The organism is Pseudobdellovibrio exovorus JSS, assembly GCF_000348725.1.
GTDB lineage: Bacteria > Bdellovibrionota > Bdellovibrionia > Bdellovibrionales > Bdellovibrionaceae > Pseudobdellovibrio > Pseudobdellovibrio exovorus.
Genome location: NC_020813.1, coordinates 1,651,976 through 1,675,385, shown reverse-complemented (window position 1 = coordinate 1,675,385; position 23,410 = coordinate 1,651,976). Strand labels below are relative to the sequence as shown.

Sequence of the window (23,410 nt, the reverse complement as noted above, 5' to 3'; positions counted from 1 at the left end):
CTTACGTGATGACCTCATTAACGACCTAAATTTTGAATAATAGCGTCTGTAAAGGTGACCGTGTTTCCATGTCCACCTAAGTCAGCTGTACGAGCATTGGCATCACCTAAAGTTTTGATAAGTGCGGCCATAATGTCTTGAGCTAATTTTAATTCGCCTACATGTTCCAGCATCATCACAGCAGATTGAAGTAATGCTGTTGGGTTGGCTTTGTTTTGTCCGGCAATGTCTGGCGCTGATCCATGAACCGCTTCAAACACAGCGATGTCACGACCGATATTGGCTCCAGGAACCACTCCCAAACCACCAACTAAACCCGCACAAAGATCTGATAAAATATCGCCATAAAGATTTTGTGTTACAATCACTTCAAACTGTTGTGGTTTCGTAACCAATTGCATACAGGCATTGTCTACAATGACGTCACGAGTTTCAATTTGTGGAAATTCTTGTCCTACTTGTAGAGAGGTTTTTAAAAACAACCCATCAGACATTTTCATGATATTGGCTTTATGGACGATGGCGACTTTTTTACGTTGAGTTTTTTGCGCTAACTCATAGCCATAACGAGCAATACGCTCTGAACCCTTATACGTGATGCGTTTGATACTTTCTGCTGTGTGGTCATCCACCATACGTTCGATACCGGCGTAAAGATCCTCGGTGTTTTCGCGTACGATAGTCAGATTAACGTCTTGTCCTACACAAGGGACGTTAGGCAGCGTGCGCACAGGGCGAACGTTAGCGTAAAGATCAAACTTCTGTCTGAGGCTCACATTGATGGACTTGTGTCCTCCGCCCACTGGTGTGGTTGTCGGGCCTTTAATAGCCAGCTTATTGCGAGCAATCGATTCAAGTGTCGACTCGGGTAATAAGCTTCCCATTGTGTTGAGGGCGATTTCGCCTGCGGCAGCCTCTTCATAACTGAAAGGGGCGTTAACGTGTTTTAAGACTCTTAGAACCTGTGCTGTGATTTCCGGGCCGATTCCGTCACCCGGTATGACTGTTATCTTATGCATGACATCATTCTGCGGCATAAAAGAGGAGCTGTCCTCTTTTAACGCGCGCGGGCTGGAGACCGGGGTGTTTGCCCCTTCCAGCGAAGGAAGTTTTAGGTAGGATGGTATCACTCATTAGGGGTCCACGATCGTGGTGGAGTGAAAGACTTGACTCACTTTCGTACACACTCGGACGAACGACAATTTAGAAAAAATAATGGTGAAAATAAGAGATTTTTTGGTTAGCTTTTTTGATGTCTAATATATTGAAATTACTTGTGATTTTTTATTTTGTAGCGGGTCAAAAATACGCCTAATAGACGCTATAACAAAACTTTAGACAACGCCGTGTCGAGAAAAGTCTCTTTTATCACTTTTACGTCATGTGTCTCAGTATAGTACATCGTACTCACGTATAGACGAGATGAGCCCATTTTTTTGGTCATATTTTTGATAATAGATAAATTGAAATGAAAAAAATGATCACAAAGGCATCAATGGCGGTTTTCTTTTTTGCAGTCTCTACTGTGTTGGGAGCTTGCGCGCCGCGACAACAGAAGGACTGTGGCTTTGTACAAAATATCTATGGTCAGCGCATTTCTTGGAAAAAGAATCTTCCAATTCCACTTATTTTACATAAATCAGTTCCAGAAAGTTTACGCCCTGCAGTTTATCGTGCTGTTGCCACGTGGGAAACAACTGCTGGCCGTAAATTGTTCGAGGTATTTGAAGATTCTTCACAGATAGAAGATACCCCGTCTAGGGATAAGAAAAATGCTATTTACTTTTTATCCGAATGGGAGTCAGATAGAACGTCTGAGCAGGGTCGAACATCTGTCTACTGGGCAGGTGATCAGATTCAAGAGGCGGATATTCGTATCAACGCCCACGACTTCAGTTACTACGATCAAAGTCCTCAACAATTGGTAGGATCTTACGGAGTTTCTTCGTCAGGTATATCTTTGAGTGAAGGTTATAGTTTCGAAGCACTTATACTGCATGAGTTAGGTCACTTTCTAGGTTTAAAACACCGTGAAGGGGAAACCGTTATGGCCACACATCTGGCGGCCTATAGCGATCGTGTCGCTTTGGCGGCGGTAGACCAAGAGTCATTGTCGTGTGAGTACAAGTAGAGTTTGAAAGTAGAAGTAGAAACAGAAGTTGAATCAGAACAAGTAGTGGAAAGTATAACAGGTGAGTTATGAAAGAAAATATGCAGATCGAAAACCAAGTTGAAATTACCTCAGAAGATATGGCTTCAGATTTAGCTTTTGCTGATATGGTGGCTTACAATGAAATGGCTGATCAAACGGCTGTGAAGATCAATTTGATTCAACAAATTCACCAACAGTTAGATCAACTAGATGAGTTGTCTAACAAACGCCAATTTATGTTGAAAGAGATTTTACAGCACATTGCAGATTAGTTCTGATTGCTAGTTACCAAGATCAAAATATTTTTTATTAAAAAGGCGTCACACCGACGCCTTTTTCTTTTATCAAGTTGCAGAGTCATATGACTCTAAAAATCACTCTGAAAACTTAGCGAATAATGTGCGCTGAGCTGGTTGAGACGACTGCTGAGCTGCGGCTCCTAGCTTATTGAGGACCTCTTGTAAGACCTGAGCCATCTCTTGCTGTTTAGTTTCGGATGGGGAATCAGATGCGGCAGCTTCGGTTGAAATAGAAGCTGGCTTTTGAGATGTTGAAGTTACGGATTGAAGTTTAGCTGAGTGATTTGGACTCAGCTCTTGATTTCCGAGGCTTTTTTTTTAAGTTTGTCGACTTCTGCATTGGCTTCGTGTTGTGCTTGCAGGCGGGTCGCACGCTCTGTATTTTTTCTTTCCATTTCAGCTTGAGCTTTAGCTACACGTTGAGCTTTTTCTTCGCTCGCCATGATACGTGATTCTTCTTTGATATGGTTCACGGCTGCTGCTGTATCTTGATCAAGGCGTTTATTTTGATCAGCGTAGTAGTCACGTACGCTTTTCATATCTTCTTTTTGAGCCTCTAAAAGTTCACGTCTTTTAGACGCGCGCTCTTGTTGGATTTGTCGTAAGTAAGTAGCCTGTTGATTTCTTTTTGATTGGATTGAATCTGCCATAGAACTAAGTGTATCAAAAAGAGATACAAAGTGTTTAAGAATCAAAAATGGATATTCAGTTCTGGGCTTAGGCTGGTATGAATCTCTAGCCCTTAGTCCTGAGCTTCAGCGGGCTCACGGGTTTTAGGGTTTGGGCAGTGCTCTTTGAAGAAGTCGGTGCGCCCACGGCAGCGCCAAGTGTCCACATAGGTGATGATTTCACTGGGTTTTAAAGGGTAGACACTTTTGTACTGTTCGGGATCTAAAGTGCTTTGAACTTGGCGTGTGCTTTCGGTGGCTTGATCCTGAATATGCAGGACAAATACGCGATATTCTGCATGAGTCTTTAGACTCAATAGATTGAGAGCGAGCGCTAAAATAAACGCAGATAGAACTCCATGCATAAGTTCTTATCGGCTGAAAAAAGCTAGAATTAAAGCCCACCTTTTGAAGGTGTTTGAGGTGCTTTTAAAGTGGAGTTCGTGGGCTTAGTGGGGTAAGCGCTGCTGAGTTCTGAGGTTATTTTCGATAATGTAAAAATAAGCGCGAACGATTCTATGTTGCTCGGACTCACTCAGCGAGTGAATGAAGTTACGCTTATCATTTAAAGTTTTGTACTGAAGTAAAGTGAGGATGTCCTCTTGAACTTTTTTGATATTTTCGATAGCGAAAAACTCTTCTTCTGTGCAAGCTTCTTGGAAGGCTTTACTGATTAAGTCGTTATCGAAAAGAATGTGAATGCCAAACTCAGACTGAGTCAGAATAGACTTAAGATTACTGATCTGTTGTTCGTCTAAGTAGACTTCGATTTTAGACAAAGGCACATCCTTTTTATTAGGTTCAGACTGAGCGAGCAGGGGGCTTATGTCTATCATAAGCGACAATGACTTCATCAGTCATAACCATGTACAGATGCTTTGATTTAATTTTTGAGCTAGTATTTGTGCAGAGGGGTAACCGAGTGAGTAAAGTTGCTAGTAAATTAAACAAAAATATCAATTCTAAAAAAAGTAAAAACATCAAAATCAAAATGAAAAAAGCGGCGACTCCGTCAGCATCTAAGCGGAAAGCTCAGCCTCATAAAGCCGCAAAAAAAGTTCAAGAGAAAGAATTGATTATTATCGATGAAAAGCAGGGATTGATCTTTGAAAATGATAAGACATTATTTGGTTACTTTTCTATTCCTATAAAAGAATACGAGACTCTTTTTCAAAATAATTACAATGCAAATGCTGACTTTTCGATGATCGAACATCAAGAATACGAATCTCTTTTGGAAGAAACATTGGATGAGCCAGAAGAAATCTGGATGGATGAGACGACCTTTGAAGATCTGACAGTTCACACGCTGATTAGAACTTTTGAAACGAAACAGCAGGTCTTTCATTACATTGCCGTTGTGTATATCAATACAGAAGATAATTATCCTACTTTTGTATTTATGCACTTTCCGACTAAAGATAATCGCCTTTTAGAAGCTTTTCGCAAAAATGAAATCATCTTCCACAAAAAGTTAGAAGCTATTCAGTTTGCGGCCATTGATGGGGACTCTTTATTAGAGGGTGACTATTTAGCCATCGGTTTACTGGAATCTATGCTGAAGGTCCGCGGTGATAAAGATATCCCACCGGATAAGTTTCGTGACTTTACAGACTGCCGTGATGCCACAATTGAGTCTCCGGATGAAATTTGGAGGAAGGTGGACTCTACGGGGTATGTACTCGTAACTTTTATTAAAGAGTTTACAGACATGGGTGTGGAAGATTTGCACTACATTGTAGTGACAGAAGAAGATACGGAAGCTCAGGTGAATTCTTTATTATTTTCGTTTCCTACTAATGATACCACTTTGGTGGACCGCTATCGTCAGGGCGAGAATCTGGAAGCAGAAGAAGTGGCTACGGAATCTAGCCACTAGTTTTAGTTATTGCCGTTTAGAAGCAGTAAGCGCTGAAGTACTGTTGCATTTGTGCGGTAGTCCACTGCGACACATTTGTATTAGCTAATGGGTGCATTTGGATTAAATTGTTAGCGCGTGCATTGCCATTGTTATCAAACTGATAATCAGCAGGGCTCGCAGCAAACTGAGGAATCAAAACATCTGTTTGAGCTAAAACAGTTCCATCTGATTTATAAGCAACGACTTTTAAAGCCTGATAAGGATTTTGAGCATCGTCACGTAATTGAATGTACAAACCAGTTTGTGTCGAGATCTGATTTGCTAAAACAGTATTTGCTGTATTGGCAGAAGATTGACCTGATGAAATATTGTAAGACGCGAAATTAAGAGGAGTGCTGTCTAATTGTGAAGTGCTGCCAATCATTCTCCATTTATAAAAACGAAGGGTGTAACCAGATTGTGTCACATCAGATGATAAATAGCGGAATTTAAGTTTGATCCAGTCGTAATTGATTTGACCGCTACCATCTGTGTAGACAGAAAGGTCGAAGCTAAAGTGGTTGTCTGTTTTGCGATTACAACTAGCCATAGGCTTTTGAGAACTGACATTAAGTGCACTTGAGTTAGATGGGGCATTTGGTTCACTTAACTTCGAAGCGCTGCACGAAGTGAATAGAGCTAGGATTAATCCTGACAATACTACAGTAAGTGTTTTTGTTGTTTTCATAAATCCCCCTTGGATATACAGACTAGTAATGCAAGGGGATTGCCATATGTCAGAATGAGAACGCCATTGAAAAAGCATAGGATGCTTTTCATTCAGTCGACTTGAGACACTCCTTTCAAGGGAAATCTCAGGCTGAAACAGCTGAAAAAGAGCTTATGACGGTTGTCAAAAGCTCAGACAGTTTGGGGTGGTGGACGGGTATCTTAGAGCTGGCCTAGTTCTACCCACGTGACGCCATCACCTCCGGTTTCAGAGGTTCCGGCTTTCCATTTCTTGACGTAAACCGAGCGGGATAAGTATGTGCGAACTGATTTTTTTAAGGTCTCGGTACCATGGCCATGGATGATTTTAAGACGATCTTCATTCAATTCGGTGGCGCGATCTAAGGCGATCTCTAACTGCGAAATGGCTTCATCGACAGTTTTACCACGCAAATCCAACGTGCGGTCTGTGTCGGCAAAGCTCACTTGAACCTGTCCACTTTTTCTGACCAGATTGTGAGTCGGATTAGCGGCTTTGGCTGCAGGCTTTAATTCGGACCATAGAACTTGTAGTCGCACTGATTGAGATAGAACTAAGACCTCACCGCGCGCATTCGGAGTGGATTGAATGATGCCATCTTGATTTAACGAGGGCACAAAGACTTTCGTTCCGGCAGGGAAGTTTTTGCCAAACTCCTCTGCTGACTTGATCTGTGGACCAGAAGATTGCACAGGCTTAGCTTTAACGATTTCAGGTAGATTATACTTGATCTCTTGCAATTGGCGATGCTTATCGATAGCAGAGCCTGCCTTTGCCGTGGCGATAGCTTCCTCTACAGTGGATGTTACTTTTTTAAGAGTCTGAGCTAATTTGTTATCTTTTTCTTTTTCAAACAACTGGATCTTTTGCTCATACTCCTGTTGCAACTTCTGCGACTTTTTAAGTTGTTGTTTCAGGTTCTCTTGCAAAAGAACGATATCTTTTTTCAGACTTTCCAGTTCATTCATCTTGCTTTGACGGGCACGTGCTTCTGGGGTCAGTTTCTCAACGGCTGATTGCACGATCTCAGTTGAGACGCCAACGCGTTTGGCAGTTTGAATCGCTAAAGATTCACCGGGAATTCCAGAAAGAAACTGATAGGTCGGTTTTCCGACAGTCGTATCGTATTCTAAACTTCCGTTTAAAATAGGATCACTTTCTTTCCAGCCCATTTTGAGTGGACTTAAATGGGATGTGATGATGCCGAAGACCTGATTTGCCGCATATTTTTCAATAAAGGCTCTGGCTAAGGCAGAACCCTCTTCGGGATCGGTCGAGCCACAGATCTCATCAATCAGAATCAAATTGTGCAACCCTTTAAGATGTGAAGCTCGGTCTAAAATTTTAAGATGCGCGGCGAATGTACTTAAATCTTCATCTACGCTTTGCGAATCACCAATGCCAGTCACCACTTCTTGGAAGAAGGGCAAGGTTGATCCCTCGGCCGCGCAAATAGGAAGACCACAGCGGGCCATTTGAGCTGCCAGTCCGATAGATTTAAGTAAAACTGTTTTTCCTCCGGCATTGGGTCCAGAAAGAATTAAAATATATTTTTGCTCGTTTAAAAGAACTGTATTCGTTACAACCGGTTTTCCCGAAAGTTTCAAAAGCGGGTGAGAGAGTTCTTTTAACTCCATTTTTGAATTATCGAAGGTACAGCTATTCGCTTCTAGTAGGGCTGAAAGCTGGGCTTTCGCAAAAAGAACATCACAGGTGTAAAGCGTTTGGCGTGTGCGTTCAAAATCAAGGGCCAATGTCGACATGTAGTCCGAGATTTCAGTCAGCAGTCTTTCAATTTCATCTTCGATTTCTACTTCAACTTGGCGCAGACGATTATTCATTGGAATAACAGTCTCTGGCTCCATGTAGACAGTTTGTTTTGTTTGTGAACTGCCATGAATCACGCCCGAGACAAAGTGCTGCATACCACCTTTAACTGGAATAACCCAGCGGCCTTCACGAGTGGTTACATACTTTTCTTGTAGCATATGTTCGACCTTGTGATCGCGTACCAGCTTATCCATGTGGGTTTGAATTTGGCGAGCTAGATTTTCTTTCTCTTTGGATAGGCGGAAGAGTCGTTCTGAAGCATCCATGCGGATGTCTCCGCTGGCGGTCATCAGATTATCAATAGCCGATAGGGGCTCCTCGGCTTGCATCAAAGAGTTGAGTTGCTCGTGGGCCCAATCGGTATCTTGTAGTTTTAAGGCTTCTGTTAAAGCAATACTTTCAAGACAGAAGTGGCGGATATCTTTTAGTTCTAGGGTTTTAAGTACAGCTTTTTTCTTAACACGTGAAATCCACAGCTCAAATAAGTCCAAGCTTTCCATGTGAGGGCGAACGCCTGATTGAATAACAAATTGAGCGGAAGTGATTTCATTGAAACTTTTTTCAGCCTCTACCGCAGAAGCCAGATGGCGTGTGCCATTAATCACTTCACGCGCGATTTCGCTAGTAGCAAAAGATTTAATTTTTTCTAAAATTTCTGTCCAGTCTAAATTTTTAACTTCGAACATGGCGACCTTTATTTTGATATAGAGTAATAGTAGTAATTAAAATTAAGCTCCATAGAACCCAGTCAAGGTGACCGAAGCGGGTGTAGAGGCTCAATTGAGGATTTTGCTTGTAAGGAATATTAAACGTATGCGCCCAAGACTTGTTGATCGGAGACTGTTCTAAAAGAGTGCCATCAGCTAAGATAGCCGTTGAAATTCCGGTGTTGGTTGAGCGCACCATGGGTCTACGCACTTCAATAGCGCGTGCCAAAGTCATCCAGCCATGTTGATAGGGTTCTGCCCACCATCCAAACCACGAATCATTTGTAACATTGAAAACAATTTGAGCGCCGTTTTTAGCCAAGTGGCGCGTAAATGATGGAACTAAAGAGTCATAGCAAATTTGTGGACCTAGTTTTAGAGTTTGGTTTTGAGTTGCAACATCCGCCACGATCGGGCCGGAGCCTTTTTCGTAGACGCCGACGAAAGGTAAAAGTTTATAGAGGATGGGAAATTGTTCCCCGAATGGCATGTACTCGCCGAAGGCTAACAGATTCGTTTTATAGTAAGGGGCATCCGAGAAGCTCGCTTGAGGTGATAGATAGAAAATAGCATTGCGCGTGAGTGGATATCCTAGGTGATCTATTTTTTCTGAGCTAACAGAGTAGCCACCAGTGATGACGGGTATGTTCCACTGAGTGATGCTATCAAATAGAGCTTGTTGTTCGCGACGTCCGTGGTAGTCAGGGTCAAGGGCAAAGGGCAGGGCTGTTTCTGGCCAGATAATCGCATCAGCGGGTTGTTCTTGAAGTAAGTCTGTAGTCAAAGAAGTATAAATTTGGCGGATATGGGTGTGGTACTGCGAGCGCATTTCCGAATGCAGCTTTTCGGCGTTTCCAATATTTCCTTGCGCCACAGCAATACGAACGGTGCTGTCTGTTTTAGACCAGTAATTTTTTTTAAGGTGACCAGTGAGGTTCAATAAGGCGACAAGAATCAGTGTACTGGCAATGGTCACAAGAGCTTTGTTTTTTTGTGAACGATAAAGACTCAGACCGTAGGCAAGAACAGCTTGAATCACCAGAAGCCATGTCGAGAGTCCCCAAAAACCAACAGTGTCCGCCCATTGATAAAGAGGCCATTTGATCCACAGGAATGTATAAGCCAAATTCCATTCAAAGATGCTCGGCCAAATTCTTTCGAGTAGAGCTAAGCTAAGAGCCAAAATGAGGTAGTGTGCAAAGCGGTTCGAGATGGCGAAAAAGCGTATCAGAGCCACACTGATCACCAGTGAAAAGGGAATGTAAAGGTGCATGAGCGCTGCAAAAAGCAAAAGGGCAAGAGTCGCAATAGCTGGATGAAGATGGCCAAACTCTGTCGAGACATAATAAATCCAGTTGAAACCAATGAGTGTCAGGATAAATTGGCTCATCCATCCTGCTAAAAATACCTTTTTCAGAGTGGCGCCAGAGCCAAGAAGTTGAAGGGTTGCGATCCACAGAGGTATGAAGCAGAAGAGGAGTGCCCATCCATTAAATGGAATGTAAGAAGTACCAATCAGGACCCCGCTTAGAGCTGACAATAAAAAAAATGCAGGAATACCCTTGAAAAAGTTCAAAACTTTAGTCATGCTGATATCAGTATCACATTCTGTTATTCGGGGGAAGACGCAGATGAATATGGAACTTAATAATTCTCAGGAATTAAATCGGCTAAGTGAACAGGAAGTACGCTTTCGCTGTCCTCATTGTCAAAAGCTCTATCGCACGAGCACTGACGTTTTTGAGGGGAGTGAACCGGAGTTCGACTGTTCAGACTGTAACAAAGCATTTCTATTGCACAACAGATGCGATGACTTCGGTCTGTATGTTGCTTCAATGGTTCAGGAGCCTGTGCAGTTTGATAGCTGTCCAAAATGCTCATCATTAAAGCCACATAAAAGTGATGAATGTCCAACGTGTGGAGTTCTAGGCTCTAAGTATCTGGAGCTGCAAAAGTTGGAAAGCCCAGCTCTATTTGAACTCAACCAAATCTGGAAACGAGTGATGCAGGGATTTGACCAAGATTCTCTTCATCAGGAGTTCTTAAATGAGTGTCATCGTAAGATGGCTCTTAATTTTGCATTTCAAAAGTATTCAGACTTACAAAAGACATTAGGTTATGATTCTTTATGTAAGCAGTATTTAAGACAGATTGAATTACGTCTTGAGCAACAGTTGAAAGCGGTACAACAACCGGCTAACGAAAAAGCTAAAGCTCAGACGACACCTCCAATGTCGAAAATGCAATGGGTATTTATGGGTTTAGGAGCTGTTGGTATGGCTTCATTAATCTATAATAAGTTTGTCCCGACATTCCCGAACTTTAATGGTTTGGTGATGATGTTAACTGTTTTAGCATTTGGTATTGGATTATTTTCTAATAGTAAGTCTGATCTGAAGTTATAATTTAGCTTACTAGCGCTTATTTGAACTTATACATCTGAATAAAACTAAAAAAAACCGATCTGAAAAGATCGGTTTTTTCGTTTTAGCCTTTAAACTTTTTATATTAATAAGTCAGGATTAGTTTTCATTCGCAGCGGGTTGTCCGCTACCTAAACGAGGCTGTGCGCTTGGACGTTTTCGCTCTTTTTGTGATTCGATACTGTGCAGAAGCTCTTGTCCGAAGTGAGCTACGCTACTGACGGATTCCATGTTGGGGTCCGAACTCGTGCCACGGCGGTTGCTATCTGAAGGGAAGCTATCTTGAACCTGAGCTCGAGCAGTGCCTGATAGACCAGTTTCTCCGCCCAAGATCGTCAAAGACTTAAATAGGTTGAGCTGTCGTGACGTTTTGGTCTTGGCTAGCAGGGAAGTCGAAGGGTCTCCGGTAGCTAAGATATAATTTTTTACTTCTGCCGCTTTGAAGTATTGATCTTTGTGGGACATAACTAAAGCGGCGGCTCCTGAAACGAAGGCCGTCGCTTGCGAAGTTCCTGTCATTAAACCATAAGAGTTATTAGGTAGACACGAGAGGATATTTTGGCCGGGAGCTGCTATATCCACAGTTTTAACGCCATAGTTTGAAGAAGGTAAAACTTCTGTTGTGGGGTCAATAGCTGTAACCGAAATGATATTCTTCAAACCATAATCCGCAGGGTAGTAGGGATGATGATCTGAATTGGATCTTTCATTACCAGCAGCGGCCACAAACAGAATGCCTTTGCGTTCTGCTTCAGCGACAGCATCATATTCTTCTTTGGAGTAATCTGTACCACCACCTGAGTAGTTGATGATATGGGCCCCCATTTTAATAGCGTAGTGAATAGAGGCGATCGTATTTTTTAAGTTATCTGTATTAGGTACTTTTGGATCGAAATACTTGATGACCATTAAGCTGACATTCGGAGCAACACCGCTGATCCCTTTGCCATTAGAAGCTTCGGCTCCAACGATACCGGCAATATGAGTGCCGTGCCCATGGTTATCATCTAACTTATTATTATTCGATACAAAATTCCAGCCGTGAACGTCGTCGATAAATCCGTTGCCATCATCATCAACGCCATTGCTGGCTTTATCGCGACCACGTTCATCTGTACCGCTTTCGCCAGGATTAACCCAAAGATTATTTTTTAAATCTTCGTGATTGATATCAATTCCCGTATCAATAATCGCGACGATGGTGTCTTTTGTCCCTTGAGTCACTGACCATGCACGGGCAGCATCGGATTTTTTAAGTCCCCAAGCCTGTTTAATAGCAGGGTCATTAAAAAGTGCTGAGGGTTCATCGGAAACTTTATCGGTTTGATTCTTAACTGATCCCAGCTCGAGGTCACGCTCTGAAGAAGAAGCGGCAGAGCCATTTTTCCCAGTGGTCTTCTTAGCGGACTGAGTTTGGCGCCCAAAACCAGAATCTGAATTATATTGCGAATAAAGAAATGCACCGATGCAAAGAGCAATAAACAGGGTGTTGATGGCCACCAAAGGATTGAAAATCTTCTTCATACAGCATCTATTCGGACGAACGGATAGCTGTCTTAAGAAGATTTTAATTATTCAAAAATTCACTTGGGAAAGACTGTTCCTTGTCTCGATTTGAGATTCTTTGATAAAACAGCTGATTACGGGCGATCAATTTAACGTAAGTCCGCGTCTCTTCATAAGGAATTTCTTCGATGAACTCTAGAATGTCGTCGCGATTGCGATTCTTCAGCCAACCAGCCAGAGCATTAGGCCCCGCATTGTAGGCAGCGGCCACGTAAGTGAGCTGTCCATTTTGTTTTTTAACCTGCTCCATAAGTTCATAGCTCCCTAATGGGATATTGATCTTAGGATTGTAGAGGTCTTCAGCTTTGCTGTAGGGGACATCAAACTTTTTAGCTAATTGCTGTGCCAGATTCGGAATAACTTGCATGAGCCCCAGAGCATTCGCACCACTTCGGGCTTTCGGATTAAATGCCGACTCCTGTTTGATGATGGCATAAATTAAAGAAGCAGGCAGCTCCGTTTTTTTAGCCATTTCATTTACCTGTGATTTGTGAAGCTGTGGAAAAATAAGCTCTGGATAATTCATAAAAAGGTCGATTTTTTCATTATTATTCAGGCGTGAAAACGAACGAAAGATAGGTAGGAAGATGTCATGGTTTTTAGCCAGATAAAGAGCCATATTCATCTCTTCATTGGGAGTTGCGGCAAGAAGACCACTGGCTTTTTCAGCCAAGGCGAACTCTTTATATTTTAAAAGGTCTTTAAAGAGTTGGCGATTTTCACTGGATAAGAAGTTGAGTTTTAAGTCATAGCGTAAGGAATATTCGGGTTTAATATCTTTTAATGCGGGAAGCTTTTTTCCCAGCTCGTGATAAGAAACAAGGCTGTAGTAACCGAAGAAATCCTGATCCGGAATAGATTCCATCAGAATTTTATATTGGACTTGTTGATCGAGCTGCTTCAGACAGCGAGCTTGAAAAAACAGAGCACGTGATCTTTCGGACGAGTCTTGGGTGCTATTCACTAAATGAGCAAAAGCTTGCTCGGCCTCTTCGAAGTTTTTATCTTTATAAAGAATCCATGCTTTAAGCCAAAGGAGTCGGTCCGTATTAAAGCTAAGCCCTTTTGGGTTGTGCTTTTTGATATCTTCTTCGGTCAGAGTGTATTGAGTCACTGCTATTTTGCTTTGTTTCGACTCTTCGGCAATACGTCCTTTAAGAAATAACAGCTCGGCCACAGAGTGAGTTTTTTGTAACTGTCCTAAGGCAGCATTAATAATGGTTTGAGCCTCTTTCGTATTTCCAGCAGTCCATAAATCGCGAACAGCTAGCTGCGAGCCTTCATACAGGGCCGTGTAGGCTATTGGTTCTTTCTTATGTTTTTTATAATATTGTAAGGCCCACTGATGAAGTTCGGTTGAGGCTTTTTGAGCTGCAGTTTTATTGCCTGTTTTACGGTGCTGTAGGCGTAACTGTTTATAGAGCTCATATTTAGTAGCAGCTTCTTTTTCTGTTTTAATTTTTTTAGCAATATCATCAGCGGTTAATAGAGCTGTAAGAATTTGTTCGGGGCTGGCTTCAAGCGGTTTTATTTCAGCTGAATAAAGTTGGCGTTCTAAAGCAGAAATCTTACTGAGATCAAATGTGAAATCAGCACAGCGCGAAAGGGCGCGGATAGCGGCCAGTGTTTTCAAAGCAAAAGAGTCCTCTTTTGCTTTTTCAATTAAGTCGTCACACTTCATACTGAGCAGCACAGGGACATCATCAGACGACTGTGCGTAGATAAGTGATGGCGTAGACACCGAAAATAGAAGCATGAAAATTACAGGTAAAACCGGTCTCATGCTTTTACACTTTCCTTTTGTTTTACATTCAGGGGCTTGAACTCAAAGCTCAACTCATCCTTCTTCATATCTACAAGGACTTTCCCGCCATTTTTGAGTTTTCCAAAAAGTAATTCGTCTACCAATTGATTTTTGATCAGTTGATCTATCTTGCGCGCGACAGGGCGGGCGCCATAGATAGGATCGAATCCTTTATCGGCTAGATGTTGAACGACATCGTCGGTAAACTGTAAATCGACTTTTTTGTGAGCTAAGGTCAGACGCAGATCAGATAAAAACTTTTCAACCACTTTAAAAATTAATTCAGGAGTCAAAGAGTTGAAGTAGACAATCTGGTCTAAGCGATTAATAAATTCAGGCGAGAATGTTTTTTTAATGGCCTCAGCACTGACTCCTGATCTATCCGGAGCTGAAAGGCCAATAGATCCTTTGGCCACATCTGCGGCTCCAGCATTTGTTGTCAAAACAATCAGTGTATTTTTAAAGTCCACTGTGCGTCCGTTGCCATCAGTTAAGCGGCCCCCATCCATGACTTGCAATAAGATACTGTAAATATCTGAATGAGCTTTTTCGATTTCGTCCAGTAGAATTAAAGAATAAGGATGTTTTTGTATTTGTTCCGTTAGCTGTCCACCTTGTTCATAGCCCACATATCCGGGAGGAGCTCCAACTAGGCGTGAGATACTATGCTTTTCCATATATTCACTCATGTCGAAGCGCTGGAACTGAATACCTAATAAACGTGCGAGTTGTTTGCAAACTTCGGTTTTACCCACACCTGTCGGGCCGGCGAAGAGGAAGGAACCCCATGGTTTATCTTTGGCATCTAATCCACTGCGAGCAAATTTAATAGCGCGTACTAAAACATCAATGGCTTCATCTTGACCGAAAACTACGGATTTTAATTTTTTGTCTAAATCTTTTAGGCTTCGTAAATCATCCTGTGACACTTCAACAGTAGGAATGCCAGCCAATCTGCTGACAACTTCAGTCACGTGGCGGGCTTCGATGTGGCGATCCTGTGAGTTCAGCTTTACATGGCTTCCCACTTCATCCATTAAATCAATGGCTTTGTCTGGAAGTTTACTGTTCATTAGATATTTTTGCGAAAGCTCTATGCAGGCTTTCAAGCTTTCATCACTGTAAGTGACTTGGTGGAACTCTTCATACTTTTTCTTAAGGCCTTGAATGATTTTTAGAGTGTCCTCTGCTGTGGGTTCGCTGACATCAAGGCGTTGAAAGCGACGAGTGAGTGCGCGATCTTTTTCAAAGTGCTGTCGATACTCTTGAAATGTGGTCGCTCCAATACAAGAAAGTGTGCCTTTGGCTAAAGCTGGCTTCAGCAGATTCGAGGCATCCATCGAGCCTCCCGAGATAGCCCCAGCGCCCACGATGGTGTGAATTTCATCAATGAAAAGAATAATGTTTTTTCTTTCCTGTGTTTCTTTCAGAATGTTTTTTAAACGTCCTTCGAAGTCACCGCGATATTTGGCCCCGGCGAGCAGAGAACCTAAATCTACAGAGTAGATGATTTTATCTTTTAAGAAATCAGGAACTTGTCCGGCTACAATTTTTTCAGCTAGACCTTCGGCAATCGCCGTTTTACCGACACCTGAGTCGCCGATAAGAAGTGGATTATTCTTCGTGCGTCGTCCAAGAGTTTGGATCATTTTTTGTAAAAGATCGTCTCTGCCAATGAGGGGATCTTTTTTTCCTGATTGGACGTACTCGTTAAGATTGACAGCGAAATCATCTAGGGCTGAAGACTTGGCGCTACCTTCGTTGGTATTTTGAGAGTCCTCATCTTTTAAGCCCTTAACCGGTCCGCTTGAAAGTTCATGGCTGACAATCGAAATCACTTCGAATTGTGTGACATTGAATTTTTCTAAGCAATAAGTGGCAAATGATTTCTTTTCTTCTAGTAAAGAAATTAAGACGTGACCTTCATGAATTTCAGCTTTTCCAGCTCCCTGTAACTGAAGAGCGGCGCGTTCAAATACGCGATGCAGAGAAACAGCGAGATCTGGCTTCCAGTTTTCCTTAACTCCGAAAGCTTCTTTTTGTTCGTCGGTCATGGTCGGGTTTTTTTGTAAATGCGTTTCGAGTTCTTTTTTGATTTCTGTTGGGGTGACGCCGAGCTTTTCTAATATTTCAATAACAAGCGGTGACTCCACTAAAGAGTGAAGTAAATGCTCCAGCGTGACAAATTCGTGATTCTTTTTAAATGCTAAATCAATAGCTTTACCTAAGCGTTTATCAAGTTCCTTTGAGAGCATTTAGTCCTCCTCTTCCATACTTGTTTTGAGTGGATGCTGATTGTTTTTAGAAAATTGATTCACTTGCATGACTTTTGTTTCTGCAACTTCAAAAGAGTAGACTCCGGCAAGTCCAACACCTTTGTTGTGAACATCGAGCATAATTTTGAAGGCTTCATCTTCGCTTTTCGTAAAAAATTTTTTTAACACAAATATAACAAAATCCATGGGAGTGTAGTCGTCATTGTGAAGAAGCACACGATAGAGTTTCGGCTCTTGCGTGAGGCTTTCCATATCAAGGTCTAGTGATGTGTGGTCAGATGGTCGGTTAGACATAGTTATATTATAAACGAAATCTCAAAATGAAATAGGGAAATCTAGATTTAAACAAAATCTTGCACTTATAGAAAGCTGGTGGCTATAATAATAGTGTTGTGAAAAAGAAGTGGTACGTAACTTATAAAAAGGAGTCTCTGAAATGAGTAAGAGCATGATTACAAATCAAAAAGGTTTCTCGTTAATTGAGCTGATGGTCGTCGTGGCGATCATGGGTGTATTAGCGGCGATCGGTGTTCCGCAATATTCAAAATTCCAAGCGAAGGCTCGTCAATCTGAGGCGAAGAGCTCTTTAGCTGCTATTTATACAGCTGAGCAAAGTTTCATTGCTGAGTTCAATAACTATTCAGTGGATCTGAAAAATATTGGATTTGGTGTGACTGGTCGTGGTTTGAGATATGTAACTGGTTTTGCTGCAACTGCTTGTACGAACTACAGTACTGCTGGTGGTGCGCCTTCAGAAACAGTGAATGCGACCAATACATGGTCTGATGGTTCTGCTGTGAATCCGGCGACAGCCTTCCAAGCGCAGTTTGCGTTTGTTCCAGCATCAAGAACTCTTGGTGGAACAACAAGCTCTTGTGTTTCAACGGCTGGTTCTCAGGCCTTCCGTGCTATGGCGATCGGTGATCCGAATGCCAACGTGGGTACGGCTCCACTAGATGGTTGGACAATCGACCAACAAAAACTAGTGAGTAACTCAACTCCAGGTATCTTATAATATAATTTTATACGACAAGTATGATGAAGCGGCTGTGTGAAAACACGGCCGTTTTTATTTTGTAGATATTTTATAGACCAGATGTCATTTTTTATGGGAACATAGGATCGAAAGACGAATTGGTGACAGAGACCTCATGAAACTGACCTCTTACTCATTTAATATTGTTCTAGTGGTATTAGCCTTATTGTGCTGGGCTATGGAATTGTCTTTGCCAGAACCGAACCCAATAAAAAGAGCTGACTACATTGCTCCCCCTATAGAATTAAAATATTTAAGTGCTGGATTTGCGCACCAAGCGTCAGATTCTTTTTGGTTACGAGCGGTTCAAGACTTTGATCACTGTAATCAACCTTTAAATGAGCAAGAGTGCAAAGGGCGCTCATGGCTGTTTGATGTTGTGAATATGGTGGTTGAGCTCGATAAATATTTTAAAGAGGCCTACTATTATGGAGCTTTATCTCTAACGGTACTTATTTCGGATTATATGGGGGCTTCCATTATCTTCGATAAGGGCGTTAAGGTTTTCCCTCAGGAATGGCCTTTGCTTTATGCTGCTGGCTATCATGCTTTGTATGAAGAGCAAGATAAATCCAAAGCGGCTGACTTGTATTTAGCTGCGGCCAATAATGGTGCTCCGGAATGGGTAAGAAGTATGGCGGGCCGCTTAGCCAGTGAAGGTGGTGATAATATCAAAGCCGAAGAGATATTGCGGCAGCTCATTGACCTTGAAAAAGATCCTCGTTGGATCGAGAAATTACAGAAAAAAATTGAAGCCTCGAAAGCGTCCTCAAAGGCAGGAAAAAAAACTAAAAAAGACGGCGAATAAGAGCGACTTCTTCAAAACAGAGCTTTTATTTTTAGCATTCCTGAGGTCGGCCTTGACCTTTTGCTAAAAGAATCCATATTTTAGCCATTATGTCTTCAAAACGCGATTATTACGAAATCTTGGGGGTCGATCGTTCGGCCGATGCGGATACTATTAAAAAAGCCTATCGCAAATTGGCTATGCAATATCACCCTGATCGAAACCCTGGGGATAAAGTAGCAGAAGACAAATTCAAAGAAGCGGCTGAGGCCTATGAAGTGCTGAGTGATGGCGAAAAAAAAGCCAGATACGATCGCTTTGGTCACCAAGCTTTCCAAGGCGGTGGAGGCGGCGGTGGCTTCCACGATATGAACGATATCTTTTCACAATTCGGAGACATTTTCGGAGATATCTTCGGCGGTGGTTTTTCACAGCAAGGTGGCGGACGTTCACGTTCAAGAAATTCTGTACGTAAAGGTTCAGACCTGCGCTTTATCACCGAGATAGAATTAGAAGAAGTGATCTCGGGTAAAGAAGCTCAGATCGAGTTTGATACAGAGGCGAATTGCGATGACTGTAATGGCAGTGGAGCCGCAAAGGGTTCAAGTGCCACAACATGTCCCGTATGCCGTGGCTCAGGACAAGTTGTCAGACAGCAGGGCTTTTTCACGATGGCGACGACCTGTCATAATTGCCAAGGTTCAGGTGAAGTGATTGAGACTCCGTGTTCTGGTTGTCGCGGTAAAGGCCGTGTTGGTGTTAAACGTAAAATCAAAGTGACGATTCCACCGGGAGTCGACAACGGCACACGTTTACGAGTGGCAAATGAAGGTGAGGGCGGCTATAGAGGCGGTCCTAACGGAGACCTCTTTGTTGAAATTCGTGTGAAAGAAGATGAAATTTTTGAGCGTGATGGAGATCATCTTTTTGCTCAGTTAGACGTACCTTATATCCAATTTCTATTAGGTGGTGAATTGACCACAGATGTCTTAGACGGAGAAGTCACTCTTGAAATTCCTCGCGGTTCAAAGGCGGGAGATCGTCTGAAAGTGGCTGGCCGAGGCATGCCTTCGTTAAGGGGTTCGCGCCGAGGGGATTTGTATTTCACTTTGAATGTGGAATTCCCTAAAAAACTGTCCGAAGACGAAGAGAAGCTGATCAGAGAATTGGCAGAAATCGGCAAAGTTAAAGTCAGTGCTAAAAAGAAGGGCTTTTTTAAGTAGATTTGAGCCCGAATAGGAGCGATTTGAGCTCGTGTTCGCAATAATTTTGATGGCTTAGCTTGACGCATTCGGATTAGTCTACACATTCATTTCTGAGATAGTTGATTTAATTTTTTATTAAGGAGTACTGAAATATGGGAAAAATCATCGGTATAGACTTGGGTACCACGAATTCATGTGTTGCCATCATGGAAGGCGGAGAGCCTAAAGTTTTAGTTAACGAAGAAGGTGCAAGAACAACGCCTTCGGTTGTGGCATTTACAAAAGATGGTGAGCGTCTTGTTGGTCAGATTGCAAAACGTCAGGCTGTTACAAATCCTGAAAATACAATCTACTCAGCTAAACGTTTTATAGGTCGTAAGTTTGAAGAAGTTCAAGAAGAGATCAAATTAGTTCCGTACAATGTCGTTTCTAAAAACGGCGGAGCTGACTGTGCCTTCAAAATTCAAGGTGATAAACTAGCTTCTCCTGAGGAAATCGGAGCGGGTGTTTTAGCTAAATTGAAAAAAGTAGCTGAAGATTACCTAGGTGCGGAAGTGACAGATGCCGTGATCACAGTTCCTGCATACTTTAACGATGCACAAAGACAAGCAACGAAAGATGCGGGTCGTATCGCAGGGTTGAATGTTCGTCGTATTATCAATGAGCCAACTGCGGCGGCATTAGCCTACGGATTGGATAAGAAAAAAGATCAGAAGATCATTATCTATGACTTCGGTGGCGGTACATTTGACGTGTCTGTTCTAGAAGTCGGTGAAGGTGTTGTTGAGGTGAAATCAACTCATGGTGATACTCACTTGGGTGGTGATAACTTCGATACAACTATTTTAGAATGGTTGATCTCTGAATTTAAAAAAGATCAGGGTATTGATCTTAAAAATGATAAAATGGCACTTCAACGTTTGAAAGAAGCAGCTGAAAAAGCGAAAATTGAACTTTCAACAGCGCAAGAGTCAGATATCAACTTACCATTTATCACGGCTGATCAAACAGGTCCGAAACACTTACAGATTAAATTGTCGCGTTCTAAATTTGAACAAATGACAGAAGATCTTGTTAAGCGTTCAATTGAACCATGTAAAAAAGCTTTAGCTGATGCGGGTATGAAAACATCTGATATTGACGAAGTGGTATTGGTGGGTGGTTCGACTCGTATCCCTGCGATCCAAAAAGCAGTAAAAGAATTCTTCGGTAAAGAGCCGAATCGCACAGTAAACCCAGATGAAGTGGTCGCTGTAGGTGCTGCTGTTCAGGGTGGTGTTTTAGCTGGTGATGTTAAAGACGTATTGTTGTTAGACGTAACGCCATTGTCATTGGGTATTGAAACTCTTGGCGGTGTGATGACGACATTGATCGAAAGAAACACGACAATCCCGTCTAAGAAAACTCAGGTTTTCTCGACAGCGGCTGACAACCAACCAGGTGTGGATATCCATGTCCTGCAAGGTGAAAGAAAAATGGCTGGCGATAATAAATCATTAGGTCGTTTCGAGTTGTCAGGAATTCCAGCGGCTCCGCGTGGTGTTCCTCAGATCGAGGTGACATTTGATTTGGATGCGAATGGTATTTTGAATGTTTCAGCTAAAGATACAGCTTCAGGTAAAACTCAAAACATCAAGATCACGGCTCAGTCTGGTTTAAGTGAAGACGAGATTAAAAATCTAGTTAAAGAAGCTGAGTTACAAGCGGATGCGGATAAAGAAAAAGCAGAAGCGGTACAGGCCCGTAATAACCTAGATAACTTGGTTTACCAAACTGAGAAGTTGGTAAATGAATCGGGCTCAAAATTACCAGAAGCAGACCAAAATAGCGTAAAAGAGATGATCGCCGATGCGAAAAAAGTCTTAGAGAATAAAGAAGCGACAACAGCTGAGTTAAAGGCTGCCTTCGAGAAGTTACAAACTTCGTCTCATAAGATTACAGAAGAGCTTTATAAAGCGTCTGCGGCGCAACCAGGGGCTCAGGGTGCAGAAGGTGCGGCTGATGCCGGAGCTGGCGAGAAGAAGTCTGGCGACGACGTGATCGATGCTGACTTCAAAGACGTCAACTAATCTATAAGCAAATAAATAGCTTTCGATTGAAGGCAGGATTGAAAAGACCTATCGATAACTCGATAGGTCTTTTTTTATTTGGACAAACTCCTTACACTTTAAGTATGTCGAAAATAGATTGGTTAGAAGTTTCTGAAAGAATAGATTGGCTTAAAAAACCCACAGTGGCCGGAGATTACAGCTTTCATAAGCCGGTTTCTATCCAGTGGTTTGCTGATGGCGAATTAAATGTAAGTTATAATTGTGTTGATCGTCATTTACCTCAACATGCAAACGAAGTGGCTTTGATTTGGGAACCGGATAACCCAGCAGAGGCTTCTAAAAAAATCACTTATGCAGAACTTTCAATTCAAGTGAATCGTTTTGCCAACGTATTGAAAAAACAAGGCGTAAAAAAAGGCGATCGTGTAACACTCTACCTTCCGATGATTGTAGAAGCAGTCTATGCCATGTTAGCGTGTACACGTATTGGCGCTGTTCACTCTGTTGTCTTTGCGGGATTTTCGGCGGACTCAATTGCAAATCGTATCGAAGACTGCGACAGCAATATTGTCATTACGGCGGACGAGGGACTTCGCGGTGGTAAAAAAATAGAATTAAAAAAGAATATAGATGAGGCGCTAGAATTACTTTCTGCAAAAGGTAAAAATTCTGTCAGTAAAGTGGTTGTGGTGAAACGCACGGGTGCTGATATCGCATGGACCTCACAGGTGGATGTTTGGTATCATGAGGAGTCAGCTCAGGTTTCCGATGTTTGTGCTCCTGAACCAATGAAGGCTGAAGATCCATTATTTATTTTGTACACATCAGGTTCTACTGGAAAACCGAAAGGGGTGTTACACACCACAGGTGGTTATTTAGTTTACGCTGCCTACACACATGAAAAAGTATTTGGCTATCGTGCAGGTGAGGTCTATTGGTGTACAGCCGATGTGGGATGGATTACAGGGCACAGCTACATTGTCTATGGTCCATTGGCGAATCGTGCCACCACATTAGTTTTTGAAGGCATTCCTAGCTATCCAGATGTTTCGCGTTTTTGGCAGGTGATAGACAAACATCAAGTGAATATCTTTTATACGGCTCCGACAGCTATTCGCGCTTTGATGCGTGAAGGGGAAGAGCCTGTTAAGAAATTTTCTAGAAAATCATTACGCTTATTAGGGTCCGTTGGTGAGCCGATCAATCCAGAAGCGTGGAGTTGGTATCAGCGTGTGGTGGGTGATGGACGTTGTCCTGTGGTCGATACATGGTGGCAGACCGAGACCGGAGGGATTTTAATTTCAGCCTGTGCTTCTGAAGATGGAACCACTTACCCAGAAGTTTTAAAGCCTGGGGCTGCGACACGTCCTCTTGCGGGGATTTACCCAGAAATTTTAGATACAGAAGGTAAGATTTTAACGGGAGCTGCGGAAGGACTCTTGGTGATTAAAGAATCTTGGCCCGGCCAAATGAGAACGGTGTATCGAGACCATGCGAGATTTGAAGAAACTTATTTTTCAGCATTTGCAGGTTATTATTTTACAGGTGATGGTTGTCGCCGTGATGCGGATGGGGACTATTGGATCACGGGCCGAGTGGATGATGTTTTAAATATATCGGGACATCGTTTAGGAACAGCCGAGGTTGAGTCTGCCTTCGTGAGCGACGCCCGTGTTTCCGAGGCCGCCGTTGTGGGATATCCACATGATATCAAGGGACAGGGAATTTACGCCTATATCACTCTGAAGAATGGAGTGACTCCAACAGAAGAGCTAAAGGCAGAGCTTCGTCAGCATGTACGTCATGTGATTGGTCCTATTGCGACTCCGGATATTATTCAATGGGCTCCGGGACTACCTAAAACGCGATCAGGTAAAATTATGCGACGTATTCTGCGTAAAATTGCTGAAAATCAAATCGAGAGCTTAGGGGACACCAGTACATTAGCTGATCCTTCGGTGGTTAAAGATCTTGTCGAAAATCGCTCAAACAAGTAG

At 42.5% G+C, this 23,410-nt stretch carries 20 protein-coding genes; 9 read left to right on the top strand and 11 right to left on the bottom strand.

The window, feature by feature from the left end; all coding sequences use genetic code 11:
- Nucleotides 1-17 precede the first annotated feature (17 nt).
- Nucleotides 18-1,019 (bottom strand): isocitrate/isopropylmalate dehydrogenase family protein, encoded by a 1,002-nt coding sequence (locus A11Q_RS08295; RefSeq protein ID WP_041575938.1) that lies wholly within the window; start codon nucleotides 1,017-1,019, stop codon nucleotides 18-20.
- Nucleotides 1,020-1,468: 449 nt separating this feature from the next.
- On the opposite strand from A11Q_RS08295, the gene A11Q_RS08290 reads away from it, so the two are divergent.
- Both A11Q_RS08290 and A11Q_RS08285 read left to right on the top strand, forming a co-directional pair.
- Nucleotides 1,469-2,131 (top strand): matrixin family metalloprotease, encoded by a 663-nt coding sequence (locus tag A11Q_RS08290; protein ID WP_235044596.1) that lies wholly within the window; start codon nucleotides 1,469-1,471, stop codon nucleotides 2,129-2,131.
- 68 nt (nucleotides 2,132-2,199) lie between these two features.
- Nucleotides 2,200-2,424 (top strand): hypothetical protein, encoded by a 225-nt coding sequence (locus A11Q_RS08285; RefSeq protein ID WP_015470357.1) that lies wholly within the window; start codon nucleotides 2,200-2,202, stop codon nucleotides 2,422-2,424.
- A gap of 317 nt (nucleotides 2,425-2,741) precedes the next feature.
- Here A11Q_RS08285 and A11Q_RS08280 read toward each other — a convergent pair whose 3' ends face one another.
- The 3 genes from A11Q_RS08280 to A11Q_RS08270 all read right to left on the bottom strand — a co-directional run bounded on the left by A11Q_RS08280 (nucleotide 2,742) and on the right by A11Q_RS08270 (nucleotide 3,898).
- Entirely contained in the window at nucleotides 2,742-3,101 is a 360-nt protein-coding gene (locus A11Q_RS08280; protein WP_015470356.1) for a hypothetical protein, read from the bottom strand.
- 92 nt (nucleotides 3,102-3,193) lie between these two features.
- A complete protein-coding gene (locus tag A11Q_RS08275) occupies nucleotides 3,194-3,484 on the bottom strand; it encodes a hypothetical protein (protein WP_015470355.1) in 291 nt (96 codons plus the stop codon).
- A gap of 84 nt (nucleotides 3,485-3,568) precedes the next feature.
- Entirely contained in the window at nucleotides 3,569-3,898 is a 330-nt protein-coding gene (locus A11Q_RS08270; protein WP_148284974.1) for a hypothetical protein, read from the bottom strand.
- A gap of 143 nt (nucleotides 3,899-4,041) precedes the next feature.
- Here A11Q_RS08270 and A11Q_RS08265 point away from each other — a divergent pair, with 143 nt between their 5' ends.
- A complete protein-coding gene (locus A11Q_RS08265) occupies nucleotides 4,042-4,998 on the top strand; it encodes a PBECR2 nuclease fold domain-containing protein (protein WP_235044593.1) in 957 nt (318 codons plus the stop codon).
- A gap of 16 nt (nucleotides 4,999-5,014) precedes the next feature.
- Here A11Q_RS08265 and A11Q_RS08260 read toward each other — a convergent pair whose 3' ends face one another.
- The 3 genes from A11Q_RS08260 to lnt all read right to left on the bottom strand — a co-directional run bounded on the left by A11Q_RS08260 (nucleotide 5,015) and on the right by lnt (nucleotide 9,853).
- Complete coding sequence (locus A11Q_RS08260; RefSeq protein WP_015470352.1) at nucleotides 5,015-5,707, bottom strand: hypothetical protein; 693 nt, start codon at nucleotides 5,705-5,707, stop codon at nucleotides 5,015-5,017.
- A 203-nt stretch (nucleotides 5,708-5,910) separates the two neighbouring features.
- Entirely contained in the window at nucleotides 5,911-8,244 is a 2,334-nt protein-coding gene (locus tag A11Q_RS08255) for an endonuclease MutS2 (protein WP_015470351.1), read from the bottom strand.
- Nucleotides 8,231-9,853 carry an apolipoprotein N-acyltransferase gene (gene lnt / locus A11Q_RS08250; RefSeq protein ID WP_051056758.1) on the bottom strand — a complete coding sequence of 541 codons (1,623 nt, stop codon included), beginning with the start codon at nucleotides 9,851-9,853 and terminating at the stop codon, nucleotides 8,231-8,233. Before lnt ends, A11Q_RS08255 begins: the two co-directional genes overlap by 14 nt.
- A 49-nt stretch (nucleotides 9,854-9,902) precedes the next feature.
- Here lnt and A11Q_RS08245 point away from each other — a divergent pair, with 49 nt between their 5' ends.
- On the top strand, nucleotides 9,903-10,670 hold the full coding sequence (locus A11Q_RS08245) for a hypothetical protein (protein ID WP_041575185.1): 768 nt from the start codon (nucleotides 9,903-9,905) through the stop codon (nucleotides 10,668-10,670).
- Nucleotides 10,671-10,787: 117 nt separating this feature from the next.
- Here the strand turns inward: A11Q_RS08245 and A11Q_RS08240 are convergent, their stop codons facing one another.
- The 4 genes from A11Q_RS08240 to clpS are packed head-to-tail and all read right to left on the bottom strand — an operon-like array spanning nucleotide 10,788 to nucleotide 16,628.
- A complete protein-coding gene (locus A11Q_RS08240) occupies nucleotides 10,788-12,212 on the bottom strand; it encodes a S8 family peptidase (RefSeq protein WP_015470348.1) in 1,425 nt (474 codons plus the stop codon).
- A gap of 43 nt (nucleotides 12,213-12,255) precedes the next feature.
- A complete protein-coding gene (locus tag A11Q_RS08235) occupies nucleotides 12,256-14,037 on the bottom strand; it encodes a lytic transglycosylase domain-containing protein (RefSeq protein ID WP_015470347.1) in 1,782 nt (593 codons plus the stop codon).
- Nucleotides 14,034-16,313 carry an ATP-dependent Clp protease ATP-binding subunit ClpA gene (clpA, locus tag A11Q_RS08230; protein WP_015470346.1) on the bottom strand — a complete coding sequence of 760 codons (2,280 nt, stop codon included), beginning with the start codon at nucleotides 16,311-16,313 and terminating at the stop codon, nucleotides 14,034-14,036. The genes A11Q_RS08235 and clpA overlap by 4 nt, the downstream gene beginning before the upstream one ends.
- Nucleotides 16,314-16,628, bottom strand: a complete 315-nt coding sequence (gene clpS / locus A11Q_RS08225; RefSeq protein ID WP_015470345.1) for an ATP-dependent Clp protease adapter ClpS — start codon at nucleotides 16,626-16,628, stop codon at nucleotides 16,314-16,316. It abuts the gene before it with no gap.
- A gap of 142 nt (nucleotides 16,629-16,770) precedes the next feature.
- Here clpS and A11Q_RS14035 point away from each other — a divergent pair, with 142 nt between their 5' ends.
- From A11Q_RS14035 to acs, 5 genes are all read left to right on the top strand, one after another.
- The gene (locus tag A11Q_RS14035; protein ID WP_015470344.1) at nucleotides 16,771-17,349 is read left to right on the top strand and encodes a type IV pilin protein; all 579 of its coding nucleotides are present in this window, start codon (nucleotides 16,771-16,773) and stop codon (nucleotides 17,347-17,349) included.
- 136 nt (nucleotides 17,350-17,485) lie between these two features.
- Nucleotides 17,486-18,178 carry a hypothetical protein gene (locus A11Q_RS08215; RefSeq protein WP_015470343.1) on the top strand — a complete coding sequence of 231 codons (693 nt, stop codon included), beginning with the start codon at nucleotides 17,486-17,488 and terminating at the stop codon, nucleotides 18,176-18,178.
- A gap of 89 nt (nucleotides 18,179-18,267) precedes the next feature.
- Nucleotides 18,268-19,380, top strand: coding sequence for a molecular chaperone DnaJ (dnaJ, locus tag A11Q_RS08210; RefSeq protein ID WP_015470342.1), 1,113 nt, complete (start codon nucleotides 18,268-18,270; stop codon nucleotides 19,378-19,380).
- A gap of 134 nt (nucleotides 19,381-19,514) precedes the next feature.
- Nucleotides 19,515-21,431: a molecular chaperone DnaK gene (gene dnaK / locus A11Q_RS08205; RefSeq protein ID WP_015470341.1), complete on the top strand. Its 1,917-nt coding sequence runs from the start codon at nucleotides 19,515-19,517 to the stop codon at nucleotides 21,429-21,431.
- A gap of 62 nt (nucleotides 21,432-21,493) precedes the next feature.
- Nucleotides 21,494-23,410: an acetate--CoA ligase gene (gene acs / locus A11Q_RS08200; protein ID WP_051056796.1), complete on the top strand. Its 1,917-nt coding sequence runs from the start codon at nucleotides 21,494-21,496 to the stop codon at nucleotides 23,408-23,410.

Bases quoted from the DNA above. Each gene is read 5' to 3' on its own strand.
- A11Q_RS08295 (WP_041575938.1), bottom strand. From the start codon at position 1,019: ATGCATAAGATAACAGTCATACCGGGTGACGGAATCGGCCCGGAAATC.
- A11Q_RS08290 (WP_235044596.1), top strand. From the start codon at position 1,469: ATGAAAAAAATGATCACAAAGGCATCAATGGCGGTTTTCTTTTTTGCA.
- A11Q_RS08285 (WP_015470357.1), top strand. From the start codon at position 2,200: ATGAAAGAAAATATGCAGATCGAAAACCAAGTTGAAATTACCTCAGAA.
- A11Q_RS08280 (WP_015470356.1), bottom strand. From the start codon at position 3,101: ATGGCAGATTCAATCCAATCAAAAAGAAATCAACAGGCTACTTACTTA.
- A11Q_RS08275 (WP_015470355.1), bottom strand. From the start codon at position 3,484: ATGCATGGAGTTCTATCTGCGTTTATTTTAGCGCTCGCTCTCAATCTA.
- A11Q_RS08260 (WP_015470352.1), bottom strand. From the start codon at position 5,707: ATGAAAACAACAAAAACACTTACTGTAGTATTGTCAGGATTAATCCTA.
- A11Q_RS08255 (WP_015470351.1), bottom strand. From the start codon at position 8,244: ATGTTCGAAGTTAAAAATTTAGACTGGACAGAAATTTTAGAAAAAATT.
- lnt (WP_051056758.1), bottom strand. From the start codon at position 9,853: ATGACTAAAGTTTTGAACTTTTTCAAGGGTATTCCTGCATTTTTTTTA.
- A11Q_RS08245 (WP_041575185.1), top strand. From the start codon at position 9,903: ATGGAACTTAATAATTCTCAGGAATTAAATCGGCTAAGTGAACAGGAA.
- A11Q_RS08240 (WP_015470348.1), bottom strand. From the start codon at position 12,212: ATGAAGAAGATTTTCAATCCTTTGGTGGCCATCAACACCCTGTTTATT.
- A11Q_RS08235 (WP_015470347.1), bottom strand. From the start codon at position 14,037: ATGAGACCGGTTTTACCTGTAATTTTCATGCTTCTATTTTCGGTGTCT.
- clpA (WP_015470346.1), bottom strand. From the start codon at position 16,313: ATGCTCTCAAAGGAACTTGATAAACGCTTAGGTAAAGCTATTGATTTA.
- clpS (WP_015470345.1), bottom strand. From the start codon at position 16,628: ATGTCTAACCGACCATCTGACCACACATCACTAGACCTTGATATGGAA.
- A11Q_RS14035 (WP_015470344.1), top strand. From the start codon at position 16,771: ATGAGTAAGAGCATGATTACAAATCAAAAAGGTTTCTCGTTAATTGAG.
- A11Q_RS08215 (WP_015470343.1), top strand. From the start codon at position 17,486: ATGAAACTGACCTCTTACTCATTTAATATTGTTCTAGTGGTATTAGCC.
- dnaJ (WP_015470342.1), top strand. From the start codon at position 18,268: ATGTCTTCAAAACGCGATTATTACGAAATCTTGGGGGTCGATCGTTCG.
- dnaK (WP_015470341.1), top strand. From the start codon at position 19,515: ATGGGAAAAATCATCGGTATAGACTTGGGTACCACGAATTCATGTGTT.